Below are 17,389 nucleotides of genomic sequence, written 5' to 3' on the forward strand. Positions count from 1 at the left end.
GTAAATTATCGGGGTATCACAGGCTTCATAGGCCTGGAGCTTGTTTTGGAAATCTTTTCGCGCTTGGACGTCGATTTTGGGATGATAAAATGTTTTTTTTATAGCTAAACCCGGCACGTTTTAACGCATCGCAGATACCTCGAGCACTAACCCCCATACGTTGAGCGCGTTCGTATTGAGACGCGTCAGGATAGGTTTCTACGTCAAGGATTAACGCCGCTTGGTTTATTTTGGTAGCGGGTTTATCTCGAGTCAGGCAAGGTTCTATGCGTTTAGCCCAGCGCATCAGGCTCGCTGTCCCCACACAAAAACGTGTCGCTGTTTGGGCATAAGTGAGCTTTTCTTGCGTTTTAATAGCCAAGACATGTTGGCGAAATTTTAATGGATAGGTCATCTCAGTATTATACATCAATTTATACCACCTATGCCATAATACGGAAATCAGGTCGAATCCAACCAGCGTATTCAACTGCGAGGATTTCATGGGCATAGGTACCTGAATTTTTCCCGCCATGTTTTACTTCGATGACGTTATGAGCAAAGCCCGAATTCGGGCTTTGACTATTTTTCAACAAACTTGCCTCCAGTTCTGTTATCAGTTCTTGAGATTGAGCGGTGGCGAGCCATTTGGATGGCCGTTTATGTTCACCTTCGCCACTCGCTTTGTGAATGGCATTAAGGTTAAAACGGTCGATTGCATCGGTGGTGACAGTGATGCCGGCCACGATGGGAAGATTTTCTTTAGGCATAGTGAGTTCTCCTTGATTATTGCCTATCGGGAAAGGATTAAGTGTTGGTTTAATTGAATCAACAGGCGTAAAAAAACCGCGTACTGGCGTAGGCGGTATCGGTTAGCTGAGGAAATAGGTAGCGGGAGCGAAAAGAAACTTAATGTAACAGCATGTCAAGTTCTTCATCCGAAAGTCCGGTAGACATTTTAATCACGGAGCGATCAACATTACTGGCAAGAAGCTGTTTGGCAATTTCTACATTTCTTTCCTGACGACCCTGTTGCATGCCCTGTTGCATACCCTGTTGCATACCCTGTTGCATACCCTGTTGCATACCCTGTTGTTTACCGCGCTCTTCACCGCGTTTTTCAAGTTGTTGTGCAAATGTCATAATGTCCTCCTGTGCCTGCTCTGGAACGGATTGAACCCACAGTGCCAATGCTTTATCGAGCTCATCTGTGCCGGTTTCATTGGCTTTACCACATATTTCAATAAAGTACCGCAGGACATCTTTAAAATAATCTGGGCTCACTTGTGTGTAAATTGTAGTCATTTTGCCTTTCGATAACAAGGCTCCTAACCAGCTAAAAGGTGACTGCCTTTGGCGATAGTGTTTGAATAAGATTTCCATCACTGACGCTAAACCGTGTTGATTTATCTCTTCATCTGACATGACCGTTAAATCAATCAGTTGAAAGGGCTTGAGTGCTATCGCTTTGGCTAATTCGGGATTCTCAAAGCAATCCCATATCTTGGTTGAGTAAGGATAAGGCGATTTTTCTCCGTGATACAGTACCAGGGGTAACACAATCGGTAATTTTTTATGCCCTTGCTTCAGGTGATTATTCATCAACTCGACAACGTAACACAGGATGCGAAACGCCATCATCTCATCATCACTGCTCTGGTGCTCCGCCGCCAGGTAGATATAGCCCGGCTTTCCGCCTATCTTGCAACTGTAAACAATATCGCTGTACAGCGTATCAGGCCATTTGGGGACATATTCGTTGGGGGTCATCACTAATGTAGCAGTATCAATCAATGCTAATGTTTCCTTTGGAAGATGATGCACCAACCAATCGACCATAATTTGTTTATGCTGTAACGACCGCTTGAAAAGGGCGTCATGGGGCTTTGATATGCTAGACATTCCGTGTTTTCTCTCTGATTATGGTTACCTTACGGTGTCGATTTATCACCGAATAACTTTACACGCATTATGATTCATAGACGCTGAATTTTTTCATCAGCAATTACGCCACCTGCCTATAACGTTGAATGGCGGCGATGTCTTTTTCCAGTTCAGCTAAAAACAGGCGTACTTCGGTTTCCATTTCCTTCCCCAGCGCCTTATCAAACTGAACGCGGGTTTTGAAGTAAGCCAGTTCCGGGGGCAGTCGATTATCAAAACTGACAAAGTCACACCATTTACGCCCAGTACAAAGCATTTGCGCGTGCATTTGCAATACATATTGATTTTTGATTTTCCCTGTTCTCACTGTTTCTAAGTGCGTCCAGGTTTTAGGGCATTTAATCTCGACCAGGCCATCGTCGTTAACTAATCCGTCGGGACTGGCGGCAAATCCTTTGATAGTGGGATGGTCAATCAATCCCACCTCCGTGACCTCGACAGCAAATTCACGCAACCTGTAAGCCTCACGGGCTCCAGTGCTGTGCCGCGCTTCATCTCGGGCGTGACAAAGGTTTCTTCTCTTTTCCCCGTTAGGCGCTGGCAAATTAACACTATCTTGTAATTTTGGCGAAGAGCAGCGTAACCCGTTTTGGTTTTTGTCATCACATCCGCCACTTTACTGGCGGTCACTTTGCCACAGCGGGCAGCAAACCAGGCTTCTGTTTGCTCTGGTCAAATAATTTTGGACACAAATTCAGGTGTTTTATGCCGCCTGGTATTCTTTAATCATTGGCGTTTGGTAATCATTAACACTATGTAGCCTGACTTGATTGTAATAATGAGTGAGGTAGGGAAGTACATCAGCTTGTGCTTGTTGAACGGTACTATAGCCCTGTTTTGGTATCCATTCTGACTTTAAACTGCCAAAGAAGCGCTCCATTGGGGCATTATCCCAACAATTACCCCGGCGGCTCATACTCTGTTTTATCTGATATTTCCAGAGCTGTTGTCTATACGATAGGCTACTGTAATGACAGCCTTGGTCTGAGTGAAACAGGACATCTTTAGGTCTTCCTCTTGATTGATAAGCTAACATGAGAGCCCGTCGGGTGAGTTCACTGTCGGGTGATGTCGAAAAAGACCACCCCACTACTGATAACATACGGGCTCCTGCAGACTCTCGGCTAGCCTGATGAAGTTCAGTTAATCGTATTTTCAGGCGTTCGCGTTCGGCATCACCTTCTCGCTGACGTTTACGTTGATAGTAGTAGCTGCTTCGGTTGACGCCGAAGACATGACACAACTCCATTCGGGTATAATGCTCACTTAATTTATCAATCAGACTAACCGATTGTAGGAGTCCAACATTAAGAGAGCAGAAGCCTTTTTTAGTATTTCTTTTTCTCGTTCAACCTGGCGCAATCTGGCTTCAAGTTATTGAATACGTCGCTGCTCTGCTGTTATCGCTTTGCTTGTCAAACGGGTATTTCCTTTCTTTTCACTGAGTAATTGTTTCACCCACTGTCGTAACACACTTTTGCTAACAACCATGGCCGTACTCGCTTGGGAAATTGTGTAATTTTGCTCAATCACTAAGTTAGCCACTTCATGTTTAAATTCTGGCGTACATTTCTGGGTAGACATCTTCTTTATACCTTAATCTATTCACTCTCTATTCACTAAAATTTTTCCCTTCTTTAGTGTCCAAATTTATTAGGCCAGAATACTCTCTGGCTTAATGACATAGAATTCTGTTATACTCAAAAAGATTCTTTGGGGCTGATTCTGGATTCGACGAGATTAGCGAACCCCAAGGTGCATGCCGAGGTGCGGTGGCCTCGTAAAAACCGCAAAAAAAATAGTCGCAAACGACGAATATCTAGCACCTGCTGCTCTTAGAAGAGTAGCTTAATCAGCCTAAAAAACTGAAGGTGTCCTTTCTCCCTAGCCTCCGCTCTTAGGACGGGGATCAAGAGAGGTCAAATTTAAAAGAGATCGCGTGGATGCCTTGCTTGGGGTTGAAGCGTTAAACCTAATCAAGCTATGTTTGTTAGTGGCGTTGTCCATCCGCAGCTAACAGATGAACTAACGACTGGACTAAGCATGTAGTACCGACGGCGTAGTAATTTCGGACGGGGGTTCAAATCCCCCCAGCTCCACCAAATAAACTATCGGTAGTCACCAGAAAGTACCGGTAAAACAAGAAAAACCCGCACTCCAATTAGGTTTGCGGGTTTTTTATTGCCTGTTTTATTTGGGTGTGGCATGGTTATACCCTGTTTTTTTAGGACTACATAAGGGACTCTGTTTTTTAGATCCCAAAATAGGTAGTCCCATAGTCCTTAAAGGGTGATGAACATGGCAATACAGGCAAAACCCCTAACGAATACCGAAGTAAAAGCAGCAAAAACCATCGGCAAAGATTTATCATTACATGATGGTGGCGGCTTATTATTATTTGTCAAAACATCGGGTGTTAAAACATGGCGCTTTCGCTACTATCACCCCCTGAGTAAAAAAAGAACAACGGTCACTTTTGGCCATTATCCCGCACTCTCACTGGCTGAGGCCAGGCAGAAACGAGAGGCGGCAAAAGCGCTGTTGGCAAAAAAGATTGATCCACAAGAGTACCAACGAACGATATTAGCCAGTGAGCTGTCAGCGCTAATGATAAAAGACCGTAAATTGCTAATTTAATTTGTCCACTCAAGCCAGAATGCAGTTTCCTTTGTGGTGACAAAGCCATGAGGGAAATAAGCATGCTAAGAAGAGAGGACCACTACATGATAAAACAACGCCATCAACAGGGGGCATTTATTGTTGATATTGCCCATCAGATAGGGTGTTCAGAAAAAACGGTGAGACGGCACATTAGCTATCCTGCGCCGCCAACAGCAAAACGCGGTAAAAAACAGGTTGCTAAACTCGAGCCCTTTAAAGACTACATCGATTCAAGGTTGAGTGAACAGGTTTGGAATGCGGCGGTTATTTTTGAGGAAATCCGTGAAAAAGGCTACCGGGGTGGGAGTGCGATGCTCCGACGTTATATACATCCCAAACGTCCGCTCAGGGCCTCGAAAAACACGGTACGCTTTGAAACCCTCCCCGGTTATCAACTTCAACACGATTGGGGAGAAATCATCGTTGAGGTGGCAGGCTCTGCCTGTACGGTTAATTTTGCCGTTAATACGCTCGGTTTTTCGCGTCGCTTTCATGTCTTTGCTGCCCCTAAGCAAGATGCTGAGCACACGTATGAATCGCTGGTTCGCAGCTTCAATTACTTCGGTGGCAGCGTAAAAAATGTCTTGGTAGATAACCAAAAAGCCGCTGTTATCAAACATGGACAAAATGGCCACATCGAGTTCAATGCGGGCTTCCTGCAACTGGCTAATCACTATGGGTTTAGCCCTCGCGCCTGTAAGCCTTATCGACCGCAAACGAAAGGCAAAACCGAACGGATGGTGGGCTATGTTAAACACAATTTTTTCACTCGCTACCGTCAGTTTGAGAGTTTCGCTCATGTTAATCAACTGCTAGCGATGTGGCTGGCGAAAGTGGCAGACCAGCGTCATCTTCGTCAATTCAAGCAGACACCGGAAAATCGTTTTGCTGAGGAAAAAATAGCCTTGATGCCACTCCCTGCGACTGATTTCGATACCAGCTACTTCGACCTACGACAAGTGGCATGGGACAGCTATATCGATGTCAGAGGTAATCGCTATAGCGTGCCTTCATTCTGGTGTGGTCGTGCGGTTAATATTCGTATCGGTTTAGATAATACGCTACGTATTTACGGCGATGAGCAACTGCTCGCGACGCATCTCTTGCAGGAGGTAACGCAGGGCTGGCAAAAGGTGCCAGAACATCATCAAGCCCTTTGGCAACAGGTCAATCGAGTAGCGTCTCGTTCGCTCAGTGTGTATGAGGAGCTACTCTGATGGAAATGGAAAACTTGTTGATACGGTTAAAAATGGATTACCTGGGCGATGCGTTGGAGAGTTTATGTGAAGAAGCCACCAAGAAAGCACTGAACTACCGTGAATTTCTCCAGCAGGCATTAGCCCAGGAATGGAACGGGCGTCACCAAAAAGGCTTGGAATCGCGGTTAAAACAAGCACGTTTGCCGTGGATAAAAACCTTGGAGCAATTTGACTTTACTTTCCAACCAAGTATAGACAGGAAAATTATCCGCGAGCTGGCGGGGCTGAGGTTTGTCGAACATCATGAAAACGTCATTTTGTTAGGCCCACCTGGGGTAGGGAAAACGCATTTGGCGATAGCGCTGGCTGTCAAGGCAGCTACAGCTGGGCATCGGGTATTGTTTATGCCTCTGGATAGACTCTGCTGTACCTTAATGAAGGCAAAGCAAGAAAACCGTCTGGAACGCCAACTTCAGCAACTGTGCTATGCCAGGGTATTAATACTGGATGAAATCGGGTATTTACCGATGAATCGCGAAGAAGCTAGCCTATTTTTCAGGTTATTGAGCCGTCGTTATGAAAAGGCGAGCATCATTCTCACATCAAATAAAAGTTTTACTGATTGGGGGGACGTATTCGGTGATCACATTTTAGCAACTGCGATTTTAGACAGGCTTTTACATCATTCAACCACATTGAATATTAAAGGAGAAAGCTATCGACTCAAAAATAAACGCAAAGCAGGCATGTTGCCTATAAAAACGACTGATATTATCCAGGCGCCTGGAATAGAAACCCAACAGGAAAATTAGCAAAAACTGGACATTTTAAAGTAGCAAAAAGTGGTCAATCTAAAGTAGCGTTGACATGAGCAAGAGGCTAGGATTAATACCTTGGAAAAGGTTGCTGCTGATTGGTTTAAAATTAAGCAATCCAGTATCACGGCAAACCACGCACGTGATGTATGGCGATCGCTTGAACGTGATATTTTTCCTGTGGTTGGACAGGTAGGGATACAGGAGATTAAAGCACGCACGCTTATTACTGCTTTGGAGCCCGTCAAGGCCAAAGGCGCGCTGGAAACGGTAAAAAGATTAACGCAACGGTTAAATGAAATCATGATTTTTGCCGTTAACTGTGGATTAATTGATGCTAACCCTGCGGGCGGTATCGGTAAAGCTTTTGAAAAACCAAAAAAGAAAAACATGCCCACATTGACACCAATGGAATTACCGGAATTGATGCAAGCCCTGTCGGTTGCCAGTATAGAATTACAGACCCGATTACTTATCGAGTGGCAATTGCTGACAATCACTCGCCCCGCTGAAGCTGCTGGCGCGAGGTGGTCAGAAATCAATTACGACTTGCGGGAATGGCGGATACCGGCCGAACGGATGAAAATGAGACGCGATCATGTTATTCACCTGTCATCTCAAGCGCTAGCTGTACTTGACGCCCTGAAACCGATCAGCGCTCATAAAAGCTATTTATTTCCAAGCAGCAAAAATGCATTTCAGCCAATGAACAGTCAAACCGCTAACGCCGCCATTAAGCGCATGGGGTATCGTGGACGATTAGTGGCACACGGGATGCGATCGATTGCCAGTACCGCACTGAATGAAAAGGAATTTAACCCTGACGTTATCGAAGCCGTGTTGGCACATACCGGTAGGGACTCCGTCCGTAACGCCTATAATCGTAGCTCTTGGTTGGAGCAACGCAAAGTCTTGATGGATTGGTGGGGTGAATTTGTCGAGCGGGCAGCAACCGGGACATGTACGGCGGCCGAGAGTGTCAGAAGAATTAAAGGGGAGTCTGACAAATTAAGCACTATTGAGTTTAAATAAGATCTGCATCAGTAAAAATAATTTATTATTAATATTCTACTTCTTTTATTGATAGGGTAATTATTATCTTGAGTACATAATACTCCTGTTAAATATTCATCAATACGGACTGATATACTTTTTTTTGGGGCATTAAAGTGTCAAAAAATGAAGGATATCAGTCAATCATGAGAGGCATTAATTAATGAACGATTCATTTCTTGACGAATACGCCGAGTTTGCTTATATGGATTTGCATGCTGTGTTAAACACTTTTATCACTGAAGATTATTTAAACCATTGTGAAGCGCATTCCTACCTGTGCCGCCTCCTTAACGGCAGCACGGGTCTCTCTCCCCGATAAAAATCTATCGTAAACCTCTCAATCCCCTACCTTTTGATGACTATCAAGCACTGCCCCCCCTCGAGACCGCCTCGGTTATACAAGCATTGCGAAAGGCTGCTGTTTGTAATACCGAATACAACTTTACTCTCTTCTATTTACAGCGACAGGCGTTAATCCATCGACTCAAAACGACCGGCAAGCCGGTTCCTAACGCCCTAATCTCAAGTCGTCACCAAACCAAAAATAGCAACAACGGTCGACTCTCTCTCGCTTGCAAAATAGCCATTATTACGCTGTACGAAAAAACACATGGAAAGATTTCAGCCAATTATACGCAAGCGGCCAATATCTTGTCAGCTTATGCGCTTGAAGCGGGCTGTAATCACAAATTCAATAAAGACACGCTTAAAAACTGGTACGAAGCCGTCAAAGACAACCTATAAAAAATGTCTGACCGCTAATTAAGAGACGAGGGGGCTAAATTAGCCCCCCATTTCTTTCTATCTGCTAAAAAAAGATCAATCATCTTTTCCTCCGCGGGCTATCCCGTTTACTCAAGGAAAAAAGAGCAATGTCAATGTTAAATCGTAAAATCTTACTGAAAAAGGAAGTGAAGTCCATTCTGCGCATTGCCTCCGACAGCGCTTTAGATGAAATGTGGAAAAAACATGATTTCCCTAATCCGATCCGCATTGGCATTCGTCGTATAGGGTGGTATGCCGATGAGGTGGAAAGCTGGCTAAGGGGGCGTGATGCAGAGCGTTTATCCAGGGAGATCGCGTCATGAAACAGTCACAAATCAGCATTGAAAGTTATCACAAATTAAATCGGGCTAAAAATCTATTGCACTTTTTGCATTTGGATCTGATACAAAAAGACATCAATGGAATGCAGCAATTTGTTCTTCCCCCTATCGTAAGTTATATCGCCGATGATCTCTGTTGGGTACTGAGTGAATTAAAACAGCAAGGTTTTTGTGATCACGTTCTCAAAAAGTAAAAATTATTGAGGTTCTTTTACCTGCTCAGACTGAGCCGAATGGCAGCGGGTTATTGATACCGTTTTCTATTGAGGTCAGACTGAGTAGGTCGCTGTTGAAACACAAACTGCTTGGCTGTTCCATTCGCTGACTCATTCAGTTGTAACTTTATCTCAAAAGATAGGGCTTCACCACGTGTTGAAAACTGCTTTCGTACAGGATACCCTCATTGGAGTAGCGCTCGTCGATCCATTTACCGGAAGGTCATTTACCAACTGCCATTATTTTTGTTTACCTAATGCACGAGTCACGATAGCTTCAGTCTTATCTAGTACTTTAAGTAAGTCATTGACCTTATATGTCGAAGAAACTGTAATTTTTTGCTGGTCATTTAAATACATATTAATCTCAGTTTTCTCATTATTGCCTAAAAAACCAGCTATTGCATCACATTCAAATTTAACTCATTAATTTTGAATGTGATGCTCTTTTTATCGTCCTGCCCTTCAGAAAAACGCATTATTGTATCTATTTTAATCCCTTGTTTTTCCAGCTCAGATACGAGATCATTGTTACAATTAGGTTTAGCGTAAAGGGTAATCATTTTTATGCGGCTCATCTTCTGTAGTGCCTCATCCTTAATTCAACGATTCAAGCTAGTATTTTTATACTTACTGATTGCTATTAATATTCTTCTCGGGAAATATACCACGGTAACTTTTGGCCGTTTTTCAACCGTCACTGACCTTAAAAAAGGTCAGGCTTTCATCATTTTGTTTAATGATGAAATACAACCTCCATGCTAAAAGAATATCAAACTAATTAGCTTTTTTTACAGGCTCCGATTTCGTGAACGCAGCGCCAACCGCCTGTGCTTTTAAGCGTGCCACCTCATCCAGCCAAGGCCGCTTTTTTTAAGTACATTGCACCGAGTGTCGAGCATTTTTCTCATAATTTACCTGCGTTGTAGCTATTCATTTTTTGACTCATGTCATGATATCCAAACCCAGCAGGTACAAAAATAAGGTTTAGCCTGTTAATTTTTTATCCATTTCACGACTCAAAATTTTTCTCGGAAGCGTTCAGCGATTTTTTCTAACTTGCTCATGAGATCGCTGTCTCTATCTGTACCCGATATTTCATTCGGCTTTTTATGATCCCAATGCTTGATGACAGTGATAAGCAAGTAGGTATTACGATCAAAAAAACCGGGACAGTAAACCAGCACGTGGCTAGCTGTTCGAGAAAACTGTGATAATCTTGGCGGAAAGGACTTTCCATTTTGCTTGAGATGGATATGTTGCAATTCAAGGCTAGCACGGTTGTGAGTAAAATTGTAAGGTACATCCCGCCCAAAGGTCACAGGTAAAATGCCCTTTTCTTTGTAAAGTCTGAAGTCGCTCAATAAATCGTCTGCGGTGGCTTTGCTTATCGTATCGACGATAAGCTTACTCTGGAATAGCCTAACCTTTCTCATTGAAAACCCTATATTATATTCTTATCTAGAGCTTTTTTCGTTGCGGGGCAAGTTTATTAAGCTGATCATCTATTGGATGAAATTTCGTTTATTCTACCGCTGAGGTGGACATTGTGGATCCAGGATGCGTAAACCGTTTTATTACCACTGACTTTTATATGTTGCTTGCGCATTCAATAAATTCTCCGGCCTCATCATCAGAAATATTTCTGAGTTTTTTTGTCATTTCTTCAACTATTTCGGCTGTCAAATTAAACTTAGCGGGCGCTGCTTTGAGTTCAGAGGTACCACGCTGTTTAAATTCAACGAAGCGAAGCATTTCTTCATAGATCTCTGCGGGTACCGCATAGAACAAGATCTCGTTATGAGACGAAACCGCTATAGTCTCTCCGTCGGCTTCAACTAAAGCACGTCTGGGATTGGATTTGAATTTGCTAATAGGTATGGCGTAGCCACACATAACTTTCTGCAACATAAACACCTCTACTGGGTAGCAGTTCAATATTAGAGCCAAATGTAGACCTAATACTGACTTATTTCCAGCTTTTTGTACAGACCACAGAAGCATTTCATTAAAACTCCTACATTGGATTTTCTCGTATATCCAGATCAAGCTGGCAATAACTGATATTTTAGGTTTTTGCGTAAGCGCGCAAGTTCCGGAGTGTTAGCCCAATTAATCTATTTTTTGTTTGGGCTACTAAATCTCTCTTCTTCCTGCTTATAGGGTGCAAGAGCCGGGGCTATTTGCCCGAATTCCGGCGCGGTTTTTCCCGTCATAAACCAGAGTGTGTATTTTAGGAACTGAGGGTGACTAAATATTTTCATGGCTACGTCCGTTGGGGGAGTAGACCGACCAGTTTCATAATAGGTTAATGTTCCATATGGAATGCCCACTAAATCAGAAAGTTGACGCCGATTTATTCTTTCTGATTCACGGATGATAATTAATTTTTCTCCAAGTACACTTGACATTTCGTTTACATCTCCATAGTATTTGCTTACATCTAAACATTAAGAAGTTAAATGTAAATAGTTAATTACAAATAATCACAGGTAATTGGGTAGATCCAAACAGGAGATTAGCAGATGAGTCAGCAGATAGTTAGTAGTGTTTCAGATGCCCTGCCTTACCCTGAATTTGCTCGTCATATTGGCAAAACCCCCGAAGCGGTAAAGGGGATGATTGATAAGGGAAAACTACCGACAGTGGAGATGCGTAATCCGAAAACCTCAACAGCACGTGCTGAGTATTGGGTTTATCTCCCTGCTTGGAACAGTGGAATGAAACTAGCATTTGAAAAACGCCCTAAAGAAATCCGTGACGGATGGTTAATGTGGTTAGGATTAGGAGAACCCGCATGCTGCACCCCCCTACTTCCATAAGTCGTCATTCCAAAGCATACCGTGGGTTTACCATTACCTACTTGCCGAAAACGGCGACGCAGCCGATGAGCCGTTATCACCTGTGGTTAGATAATCAGTCGTTTGGCAAGGTGGATGCGTTAGCACAAGCTACCGATTACATCGATCAGTTACATCAGATGAAAAAAATAGCAAGGAGAGAAGATGAGTTATTTCATAGCACTCTTGATATCCATCACGATGTTTTTCACGGTGATTATCGCCATCCAGGCGTACCGAAAGAAACACACCAAATTAACCGGTTGGCAACAATTGCTCCTGCATGAAGAAGAAATAAAACGTAAAAAGCGTCAGGCGCTTTAAAACGTCGCATAAAAGCCGTCTTCTAAATGAAATTGGCGAAAGGGCTTTATTTATTACAGGAACAACCGATGCATTTTAAAATTCAAAAAATAGACACTGTTATACCCTGGGCTTTTTACACTATTTCGAGATGATATTTATGACAATTAAGCCATTCTCCGCTTCCCTGTCTTCTAAGCTGCAACGGAGATATTACAAAGTCTGTGGTGCAATGGGGGCATATATGTTTGGGAAGTGCTTCATCGCAATGAAGTGGCTTCAGTATCATCACGACAGAACCAGGAATAATATCCTTAAATTCATATTTTTCTCTATTTACCTGTTTTTTAGAAAATGCGGCAATTTCTTTTTCAAGATCAGACTGGTTGCTTTTCAATTTCAACTCAGAGAATTTAGGCTCTTCATAGAGAAAGCGAAGAGCAATTAAATTGGCGAAAGGGCTTTATAGAATTGAAGGTTATTGCGTGAAAAAGTGAGGCGGTTTTGTCGACAGATCACCCGCCAGTCAGGCGATTATTTTTTGCGAACGGGAAAGGGTTTCCATGCGGTTATTGAGGCAATTAAAGCGATGAACAGACTAATGAAGGTATCAGGAGGGAATACCCCCTGCCATCCAAGCAAAGCATTTTTCATTCAGCGTCAATGGCTTTTCTTGCGGGTAGTTGAGTGTAATCGCTGCTCTCTTCCTTGCTGGATTGAAAAGCGAACTGAGAGTAGGGCTGTCTTCCTTTTCAATTTCCAATCGCTTCTTTGCAATAATATCAGGGCTTATTTTTTCTATTTCATCAATCAGTTGTCGGTATTTGAGCGCCTGATTTTTTGCATGACCCGCTACCTCACCTGGTTTAAAAGAGAATTGAAAACCGGACATGCTAGCGATAAGGATACCGCACAGCCACCCGTAAGCACTGTTAACAACAACAACCAAACCCAGAAACATTTGAAAGAAACACCCCAGTTTGTCGATCCTCCTGTTCAGTGTTTCGGTCATTTTTTCGAGATAATAACTGTAATACAGTTCAAAAAGTAGATCGCGAGGGGGCTGTGTGTTCATTGTTTATTCGGTTTCCTGTTCTGTTTTTTGTGGATCCTTGTGGTGGTGGGAGGTTATGCCTGCGTCATCTTTGAGTGGAGAAGCAGGTATAACGATATTACCACATAACCCCGCGCCGGACGGGGTGAAATAGTCCGGCACTTCTTTTCACTTAAATGGAGAATACCCGATGTTAACTAAATCCTGTACTACCGTGACCCCCTTACCCGCCCTTCCTGAAATCACCCATCACCGTCACCGCCGTGGCTGGTTGGAGACGCCGGAGGGGCGTCGCGTGCAACCTAATCCGCAGGCAGTGCAATTTATTCACGGGATAAGCGCTCCCGTCATACGTCACCCGCGCCGCCGGTGGTTTTCAAGGGTGATGGGCATTTTTGCTTAAATAAGGTGGCGTTGATGGCGAATACTGAACCCGCTCGTGTTGTGCCGCTAAATTTAGCCCAGCGGCAATGTGGTCTGAGAAATACCACTTTATTATGGCAAGTGTTACCGGATAAAAAATATCAAGGGCAGATCCCAGCACTGATTAAGGAGATGGAGGAGACCGATCCACAAATGAAAGGGGCGCTGTATTATTTGGCCGGGATTGAAAGAAAAAAGCATGCGCTGGCATTTAAACAACTCTATCCCGAAGAACAAATTAATTTAATTGACGCCATGAACCGATTACGCGCCGCGGTGAGTTTATTTCCTAATAGGATGACTTATATTGATTGTGACCCGGTGCCAAATAAAACGGAATAATAACATTAATTCATTTTTAAAATAAATAAACTGATTATTGTGTCGGTGTTATTAACACTCCAATACGGAAATTACCATGCCTCTTTATATTGAGATCGACCAGCGTTATGTGATTAGTCAGTATCACGCCCGGTTTATTTTATATGAAAATAAGCGTTTCTCTGATACCTCAAAAAAAGCCGGCAACCATTATCTTAAACTCTTAGCGTATTATTCGTCATTCGCCACTTTAATTGAAGGCTTATTATTTCACCATTTATCGACATTAAAAAATAACCTTATTAAACACCGGCGACATGAAATACAACGCATGGGTCGATTATGCCATGAGGCTTTTAAAACTTCTCTGCTATCCGATGCCGATACAGACGAAATAAAACAAGGAATAAAATATTCTTTATTACGGCCTGATCGTTTGATCTATATCGAGTGTTGCCAACTGCTTAATTAACAGGATTAATTTATCACTGAAATAAATAAACGCTTTTAGGGTGTGGGATCCGTTTTCGCTAAAAATAAGGCGATGACGGATGACACGCTATTGACTGCCCCTCACTTTTTATTATCGGCAAGGAAAAAAGAAAATAATGACCCCCCCGGCAGTCGAACTTTTGCAGCCCACCGCTTATCTCGGTCATGCGCCTTTTTGTTGGCGATGGAACGCGCCGAGAAAAAGTGTCAATCACTATCGGATGGAGGAACTCCCGCCAGAGCCTCTCACGCCGTTACAGCGGCTGATAGCTGAGGACGCACAGCGGCGACGGCGGCAGAAGCCGGCGTTAACCGAAGAGCAACAGATCAGACAACAGACGCTGCAAGACGTGATAGAAAAGGCCGAAGAGCGGCATTTGGTTCAAGAAAAGGCGCGGTGGCAAGCGAGACAGAACCAGCGCAGGCGGGTCAGCGAGCCGGCGTGGGCGGTGGAAGAAGTTTTAAAACAACAGCCAAAATTTATTCGCCAGCCGTTACAAAAGCGTCTTGATTATCTGCGCCGGGAAGCGGGCGATAAGCGTGCCGAGGCTTTTTTATTAAAGGGGGTCAAACCCGCTTTGCAGCGACTGGCAGCGCTGCGTGATAAGCAGCAGACGCCAGATTATCAGCAGGTCGCCGGTTGGGCGCGACTGGAGGGGTTGTTATGGCTGCCAGCGTTGTCGCGCAAGGAGGTGAAACGGCTCGCCACCTTGGTCGCTGGGCATATCGAGACTGTTTTTTGTTCTTTTGCTGACAGGTTACCAGCAGATAATACTGATCCGAATGAGATATTGCGGATTTATCAGCAGGTGGCCAATAAAGCCAAATGCTTTGCGATTACCCCGCCCTATTGGCACAGTTTAAATCAGACGATACAGCATCGGGGCAAGGTGCCTTATCATTTGATCCCCGGCGCCTTAGCCCGGCTCTGTTGTGCTGAGTGGTGGACGCGCCAATTGTGGCGTTTGCGTTGTGAATGGCGTGAGGAGCAACACCGGGCGAGTTGTTTGGTGCATAAACAGGCGTCGGCTTATGTCAGCCAGGATGCGTTGACCCGTAAGCGTGAGCAAGATCGCTGTGCCTTGGACTTTATCCGCTCGCATGAATTGGTGAATGAAGCCGGGGTGACACTGGACATGGAGCAGGTGGTAAAGCGCAGTACCAGCAATCCCCACTTGCGTCGACTGGAAATGATGACGACCGCCAAAGGGCTGGAAAATTTGGCCGAACAGCGCGGGGATTATGCGATGTTTTATACCGTTACCTGTCCGTCGCGTTATCACGCCACCTTGTCTTGCGGCAAACCCAATCCTAAATGGGCGCTCCAGACGGTGCGTGAGAGCAGTGATTATTTGGTCGATCTGTTTGCGGGCGTGCGTAAAAAAATGAACAAGCTGGGGCTGCGTTGGTATGGCGTGCGGGTTGCTGAACCGCATCATGATGGCACCGTGCATTGGCATTTGCTGTGTTTTATGGCGAGAAAAGATCGGGTTGCTATTACCGCGGTGTTACGTGAATTTGCTATCCGACGTGATCGCGAGGAGCTCGGCAAAAATATCAAACCGCGTTTTGATGTCAAGCCGGTACTGAAAAGCAAGGGCACGCCGACCGGTTATTTGACCAAATATGTGAGTAAGAATCTGGATGGCAGTGTGCTGAAAAGCGCCGCCGATCCGGCTACGGGGGAACCCTTATTGAGTCATGAGACCGGTAAGCCGCTTCATGAAGCGGTTGAACATGTCGTGGCGTGGGCGAGTTTGCACCGGGTACGGCAATTTCAGTTTTTTGGTATTCCGTCACGCCAAACTTACCGTGAATTACGTTTACTGGCCGGGCAGTTGCAGCGCAAATCAAAAACGAAGAAAAGGGGGCAACAGCTGGCAGATAAGGCGATGGATGAGGTGCTGGCTGCCGCCGATGCCGGGTGTATGGCCACCTATATACTCAAGCAAGGCGGGGTGTTGGTGCCGCGTAAAGACCATACTGTGCGCACTGCTTATGTGGCGTCGGATACCCTGAATGCTTACGGGGAGAAGGGCATGAAGATTTACGGTGTGTGGTCGCCCCGGCTGGGCATTGAGTCGCGGATTGGTACCCATGACGAGCGCTGGCAACGGGTACGTAAGGTGAAAAATGATAAGCAGCCTAATGAGGTGGTCGTTGCTGTTGACCTGCCGGACGGATTTTCCGTCCCTTGGACTCGGACTCGTGGCAATAACTGTCCCCTTGAACGAAAAGTGATCATACGGCAGAAGGTGAAAAAAGTAGCGGTGCCGATGCGGGTTTGAAGTATTTTTGGGAGAAGGACTCGTGCGCAATAGCTAACATTGCTCAACAGAACCAGATTAAAAAGCCCAAATTACACAAGTATAAAAAAGTCTTTATATCGTATCTTTAAAGATGCTATTATAAGTTTTTACTATATATGGGGAAAAATATGGCTCATCAAATCCTAGCAGAAATGGCGGCCAGTATTACCGATCTCAAACGTAACCCTATGGGTACGCTTGCAGACGGTGAGGGTGAGGCTGTTGCTATACTTAATCGTAATCAACCCGCTTTTTATTGTGTACCGCCTAAACTTTATGCTTACTATCGGGAACTTGCCGAAGATGCTGAGCTTAACCTTATCGCTGATGAACGAATGGCAAAACCCGAATTTGTGAGCGTAAATCTAGATGATTTATAAGTTAAAATTTGAAAAACGCGCTTTAAAAGAATGGGATAAATTAGGCCATACACTGAAACAACAGTTAAAAAATAAGCTGTCTGAAAGGTTGGACAATCCGCATGTTCCATCAGCAAGGTTAAGTGGGAAGACTAATCGCTATAAAATTAAATTAAGAGCGTCTGGTTACAGATTAGTCTACGAAGTAAATGATAACGAAGTCGTTTTACTTGTAATCGCTATAGGAAAAAGAACAGGGGATGACATTTATCACGCTGCTGATCAGCGTTAAATAAAATTTATACGGCTCTTA

Annotated in this window: 23 protein-coding genes, 1 other RNA gene and 3 pseudogenes; 16 read left to right on the forward strand and 11 right to left on the reverse strand. The window is 44.3% G+C overall.

Going from position 1 to position 17,389, the window contains the following annotated elements; all coding sequences use genetic code 11:
- Positions 1 to 25 precede the first annotated feature (25 nt).
- From AACL30_RS01165 to AACL30_RS01185, 5 genes and pseudogenes are all read right to left on the reverse strand, one after another.
- Positions 26 to 394, reverse strand: a complete 369-nt coding sequence (locus AACL30_RS01165) for an IS630 transposase-related protein (RefSeq protein ID WP_339057934.1) — start codon at positions 392 to 394, stop codon at positions 26 to 28.
- 28 nt (positions 395 to 422) lie between these two features.
- Positions 423 to 749: a KilA-N domain-containing protein gene (locus AACL30_RS01170; RefSeq protein ID WP_339057530.1), complete on the reverse strand. Its 327-nt coding sequence runs from the start codon at positions 747 to 749 to the stop codon at positions 423 to 425.
- 139 nt (positions 750 to 888) lie between these two features.
- Complete coding sequence (locus AACL30_RS01175; RefSeq protein ID WP_339057531.1) at positions 889 to 1,881, reverse strand: Rpn family recombination-promoting nuclease/putative transposase; 993 nt, start codon at positions 1,879 to 1,881, stop codon at positions 889 to 891.
- A gap of 103 nt (positions 1,882 to 1,984) precedes the next feature.
- A pseudogene (locus AACL30_RS01180) lies at positions 1,985 to 2,553 on the reverse strand (lambda exonuclease family protein).
- Positions 2,554 to 2,626: 73 nt separating this feature from the next.
- Positions 2,627 to 3,507 (reverse strand): annotated as a pseudogene (locus AACL30_RS01185) (IS3 family transposase).
- Between the two features lie 131 nt (positions 3,508 to 3,638).
- Here AACL30_RS01185 and ssrA point away from each other — a divergent pair.
- The 8 genes and pseudogenes from ssrA to AACL30_RS01225 all read left to right on the forward strand — a co-directional run bounded on the left by ssrA (position 3,639) and on the right by AACL30_RS01225 (position 8,954).
- Positions 3,639 to 4,025, forward strand: a transfer-messenger RNA (tmRNA) gene (gene ssrA / locus AACL30_RS01190).
- 196 nt (positions 4,026 to 4,221) lie between these two features.
- Entirely contained in the window at positions 4,222 to 4,560 is a 339-nt protein-coding gene (locus AACL30_RS01195; RefSeq protein ID WP_339058373.1) for an integrase arm-type DNA-binding domain-containing protein, read from the forward strand.
- Positions 4,561 to 4,622: 62 nt separating this feature from the next.
- A complete protein-coding gene (istA, locus tag AACL30_RS01200; RefSeq protein WP_339056344.1) occupies positions 4,623 to 5,801 on the forward strand; it encodes an IS21 family transposase in 1,179 nt (392 codons plus the stop codon).
- Positions 5,798 to 6,595 carry an IS21-like element helper ATPase IstB gene (gene istB, locus AACL30_RS01205; RefSeq protein WP_339058365.1) on the forward strand — a complete coding sequence of 266 codons (798 nt, stop codon included), beginning with the start codon at positions 5,798 to 5,800 and terminating at the stop codon, positions 6,593 to 6,595. The genes istA and istB overlap by 4 nt, the downstream gene beginning before the upstream one ends.
- Positions 6,596 to 6,652: 57 nt before the next feature.
- A pseudogene (locus AACL30_RS01210) lies at positions 6,653 to 7,630 on the forward strand (integrase domain-containing protein); the annotation flags it as partial.
- A 429-nt stretch (positions 7,631 to 8,059) separates the two neighbouring features.
- Positions 8,060 to 8,398 carry a hypothetical protein gene (locus AACL30_RS01215; RefSeq protein ID WP_339057532.1) on the forward strand — a complete coding sequence of 113 codons (339 nt, stop codon included), beginning with the start codon at positions 8,060 to 8,062 and terminating at the stop codon, positions 8,396 to 8,398.
- Between the two features lie 128 nt (positions 8,399 to 8,526).
- Complete coding sequence (locus AACL30_RS01220) at positions 8,527 to 8,742, forward strand: helix-turn-helix transcriptional regulator (protein ID WP_339057533.1); 216 nt, start codon at positions 8,527 to 8,529, stop codon at positions 8,740 to 8,742.
- Positions 8,739 to 8,954, forward strand: a complete 216-nt coding sequence (locus AACL30_RS01225; RefSeq protein WP_339057534.1) for a Derepression protein — start codon at positions 8,739 to 8,741, stop codon at positions 8,952 to 8,954. The genes AACL30_RS01220 and AACL30_RS01225 overlap by 4 nt, the downstream gene beginning before the upstream one ends.
- Positions 8,955 to 9,373: 419 nt before the next feature.
- On the opposite strand, the gene AACL30_RS01230 is transcribed toward AACL30_RS01225, so the two are convergent.
- From AACL30_RS01230 to AACL30_RS01245, 4 genes are all read right to left on the reverse strand, one after another.
- Positions 9,374 to 9,553: a hypothetical protein gene (locus AACL30_RS01230; protein ID WP_339057535.1), complete on the reverse strand. Its 180-nt coding sequence runs from the start codon at positions 9,551 to 9,553 to the stop codon at positions 9,374 to 9,376.
- Positions 9,554 to 9,994: 441 nt separating this feature from the next.
- Positions 9,995 to 10,411, reverse strand: a complete 417-nt coding sequence (locus AACL30_RS01235) for a type II toxin-antitoxin system YafO family toxin (protein ID WP_339057536.1) — start codon at positions 10,409 to 10,411, stop codon at positions 9,995 to 9,997.
- Between the two features lie 154 nt (positions 10,412 to 10,565).
- Positions 10,566 to 10,979: an antitoxin of toxin-antitoxin stability system gene (locus AACL30_RS01240; RefSeq protein ID WP_339056702.1), complete on the reverse strand. Its 414-nt coding sequence runs from the start codon at positions 10,977 to 10,979 to the stop codon at positions 10,566 to 10,568.
- Between the two features lie 113 nt (positions 10,980 to 11,092).
- Positions 11,093 to 11,386 (reverse strand): helix-turn-helix transcriptional regulator, encoded by a 294-nt coding sequence (locus AACL30_RS01245; RefSeq protein WP_339057537.1) that lies wholly within the window; start codon positions 11,384 to 11,386, stop codon positions 11,093 to 11,095.
- Between the two features lie 114 nt (positions 11,387 to 11,500).
- Here AACL30_RS01245 and AACL30_RS01250 point away from each other — a divergent pair, with 114 nt between their 5' ends.
- Complete coding sequence (locus AACL30_RS01250; RefSeq protein ID WP_339057538.1) at positions 11,501 to 11,797, forward strand: Cox family DNA-binding protein; 297 nt, start codon at positions 11,501 to 11,503, stop codon at positions 11,795 to 11,797.
- Positions 11,773 to 12,102 (forward strand): hypothetical protein, encoded by a 330-nt coding sequence (locus AACL30_RS01255; protein WP_339057539.1) that lies wholly within the window; start codon positions 11,773 to 11,775, stop codon positions 12,100 to 12,102. Before AACL30_RS01250 ends, AACL30_RS01255 begins: the two co-directional genes overlap by 25 nt.
- A 152-nt stretch (positions 12,103 to 12,254) precedes the next feature.
- Here the strand turns inward: AACL30_RS01255 and AACL30_RS01260 are convergent, their stop codons facing one another.
- A complete protein-coding gene (locus tag AACL30_RS01260; RefSeq protein ID WP_339057540.1) occupies positions 12,255 to 12,515 on the reverse strand; it encodes a hypothetical protein in 261 nt (86 codons plus the stop codon).
- A gap of 213 nt (positions 12,516 to 12,728) precedes the next feature.
- Complete coding sequence (locus AACL30_RS01265) at positions 12,729 to 13,193, reverse strand: hypothetical protein (protein WP_339057541.1); 465 nt, start codon at positions 13,191 to 13,193, stop codon at positions 12,729 to 12,731.
- Positions 13,194 to 13,362: 169 nt separating this feature from the next.
- Between AACL30_RS01265 and AACL30_RS01270 the strand changes: the two genes are divergently transcribed.
- The 6 genes from AACL30_RS01270 (at position 13,363) to AACL30_RS01295 (ending at position 17,368) form a co-directional block, all read left to right on the forward strand.
- Positions 13,363 to 13,575, forward strand: a complete 213-nt coding sequence (locus tag AACL30_RS01270) for a phage filamentation protein Fil family protein (protein ID WP_339057542.1) — start codon at positions 13,363 to 13,365, stop codon at positions 13,573 to 13,575.
- 14 nt (positions 13,576 to 13,589) lie between these two features.
- Positions 13,590 to 13,937 (forward strand): DUF5347 family protein, encoded by a 348-nt coding sequence (locus AACL30_RS01275; RefSeq protein WP_339057543.1) that lies wholly within the window; start codon positions 13,590 to 13,592, stop codon positions 13,935 to 13,937.
- A 76-nt stretch (positions 13,938 to 14,013) separates the two neighbouring features.
- Positions 14,014 to 14,388 carry a hypothetical protein gene (locus AACL30_RS01280; protein WP_339057544.1) on the forward strand — a complete coding sequence of 125 codons (375 nt, stop codon included), beginning with the start codon at positions 14,014 to 14,016 and terminating at the stop codon, positions 14,386 to 14,388.
- A 136-nt stretch (positions 14,389 to 14,524) separates the two neighbouring features.
- Positions 14,525 to 16,696, forward strand: coding sequence for a replication endonuclease (locus AACL30_RS01285; RefSeq protein ID WP_339057545.1), 2,172 nt, complete (start codon positions 14,525 to 14,527; stop codon positions 16,694 to 16,696).
- A 149-nt stretch (positions 16,697 to 16,845) separates the two neighbouring features.
- A complete protein-coding gene (locus AACL30_RS01290; protein ID WP_339057546.1) occupies positions 16,846 to 17,097 on the forward strand; it encodes a plasmid stabilization protein in 252 nt (83 codons plus the stop codon).
- Positions 17,087 to 17,368 carry a type II toxin-antitoxin system RelE/ParE family toxin gene (locus AACL30_RS01295; RefSeq protein ID WP_339057547.1) on the forward strand — a complete coding sequence of 94 codons (282 nt, stop codon included), beginning with the start codon at positions 17,087 to 17,089 and terminating at the stop codon, positions 17,366 to 17,368. Before AACL30_RS01290 ends, AACL30_RS01295 begins: the two co-directional genes overlap by 11 nt.
- Positions 17,369 to 17,389: the final 21 nt, after the last annotated feature.

This window comes from Candidatus Regiella endosymbiont of Tuberolachnus salignus, assembly GCF_964020115.1.
GTDB lineage: Bacteria > Pseudomonadota > Gammaproteobacteria > Enterobacterales > Enterobacteriaceae > Regiella > Regiella insecticola.

Coding starts and splice junctions, on each gene's coding strand:
- AACL30_RS01295 (WP_339057547.1), top strand. CDS start 17,087: ATGATTTATAAGTTAAAATTTGAAAAACGCGCTTTAAAAGAATGGGAT.
- AACL30_RS01235 (WP_339057536.1), bottom strand. CDS start 10,411: ATGAGAAAGGTTAGGCTATTCCAGAGTAAGCTTATCGTCGATACGATA.
- AACL30_RS01265 (WP_339057541.1), bottom strand. CDS start 13,193: ATGAACACACAGCCCCCTCGCGATCTACTTTTTGAACTGTATTACAGT.
- AACL30_RS01175 (WP_339057531.1), bottom strand. CDS start 1,881: ATGTCTAGCATATCAAAGCCCCATGACGCCCTTTTCAAGCGGTCGTTA.
- AACL30_RS01255 (WP_339057539.1), top strand. CDS start 11,773: ATGCTGCACCCCCCTACTTCCATAAGTCGTCATTCCAAAGCATACCGT.
- AACL30_RS01270 (WP_339057542.1), top strand. CDS start 13,363: ATGTTAACTAAATCCTGTACTACCGTGACCCCCTTACCCGCCCTTCCT.
- AACL30_RS01240 (WP_339056702.1), bottom strand. CDS start 10,979: ATGCTTCTGTGGTCTGTACAAAAAGCTGGAAATAAGTCAGTATTAGGT.
- AACL30_RS01275 (WP_339057543.1), top strand. CDS start 13,590: ATGGCGAATACTGAACCCGCTCGTGTTGTGCCGCTAAATTTAGCCCAG.
- AACL30_RS01250 (WP_339057538.1), top strand. CDS start 11,501: ATGAGTCAGCAGATAGTTAGTAGTGTTTCAGATGCCCTGCCTTACCCT.
- AACL30_RS01230 (WP_339057535.1), bottom strand. CDS start 9,553: ATGAGCCGCATAAAAATGATTACCCTTTACGCTAAACCTAATTGTAAC.
- istA (WP_339056344.1), top strand. CDS start 4,623: ATGCTAAGAAGAGAGGACCACTACATGATAAAACAACGCCATCAACAG.
- AACL30_RS01285 (WP_339057545.1), top strand. CDS start 14,525: ATGACCCCCCCGGCAGTCGAACTTTTGCAGCCCACCGCTTATCTCGGT.
- AACL30_RS01225 (WP_339057534.1), top strand. CDS start 8,739: ATGAAACAGTCACAAATCAGCATTGAAAGTTATCACAAATTAAATCGG.
- AACL30_RS01245 (WP_339057537.1), bottom strand. CDS start 11,386: ATGTCAAGTGTACTTGGAGAAAAATTAATTATCATCCGTGAATCAGAA.
- AACL30_RS01195 (WP_339058373.1), top strand. CDS start 4,222: ATGGCAATACAGGCAAAACCCCTAACGAATACCGAAGTAAAAGCAGCA.
- AACL30_RS01220 (WP_339057533.1), top strand. CDS start 8,527: ATGTCAATGTTAAATCGTAAAATCTTACTGAAAAAGGAAGTGAAGTCC.
- AACL30_RS01165 (WP_339057934.1), bottom strand. CDS start 394: ATGACCTATCCATTAAAATTTCGCCAACATGTCTTGGCTATTAAAACG.
- AACL30_RS01170 (WP_339057530.1), bottom strand. CDS start 749: ATGCCTAAAGAAAATCTTCCCATCGTGGCCGGCATCACTGTCACCACC.
- AACL30_RS01280 (WP_339057544.1), top strand. CDS start 14,014: ATGCCTCTTTATATTGAGATCGACCAGCGTTATGTGATTAGTCAGTAT.
- AACL30_RS01290 (WP_339057546.1), top strand. CDS start 16,846: ATGGCTCATCAAATCCTAGCAGAAATGGCGGCCAGTATTACCGATCTC.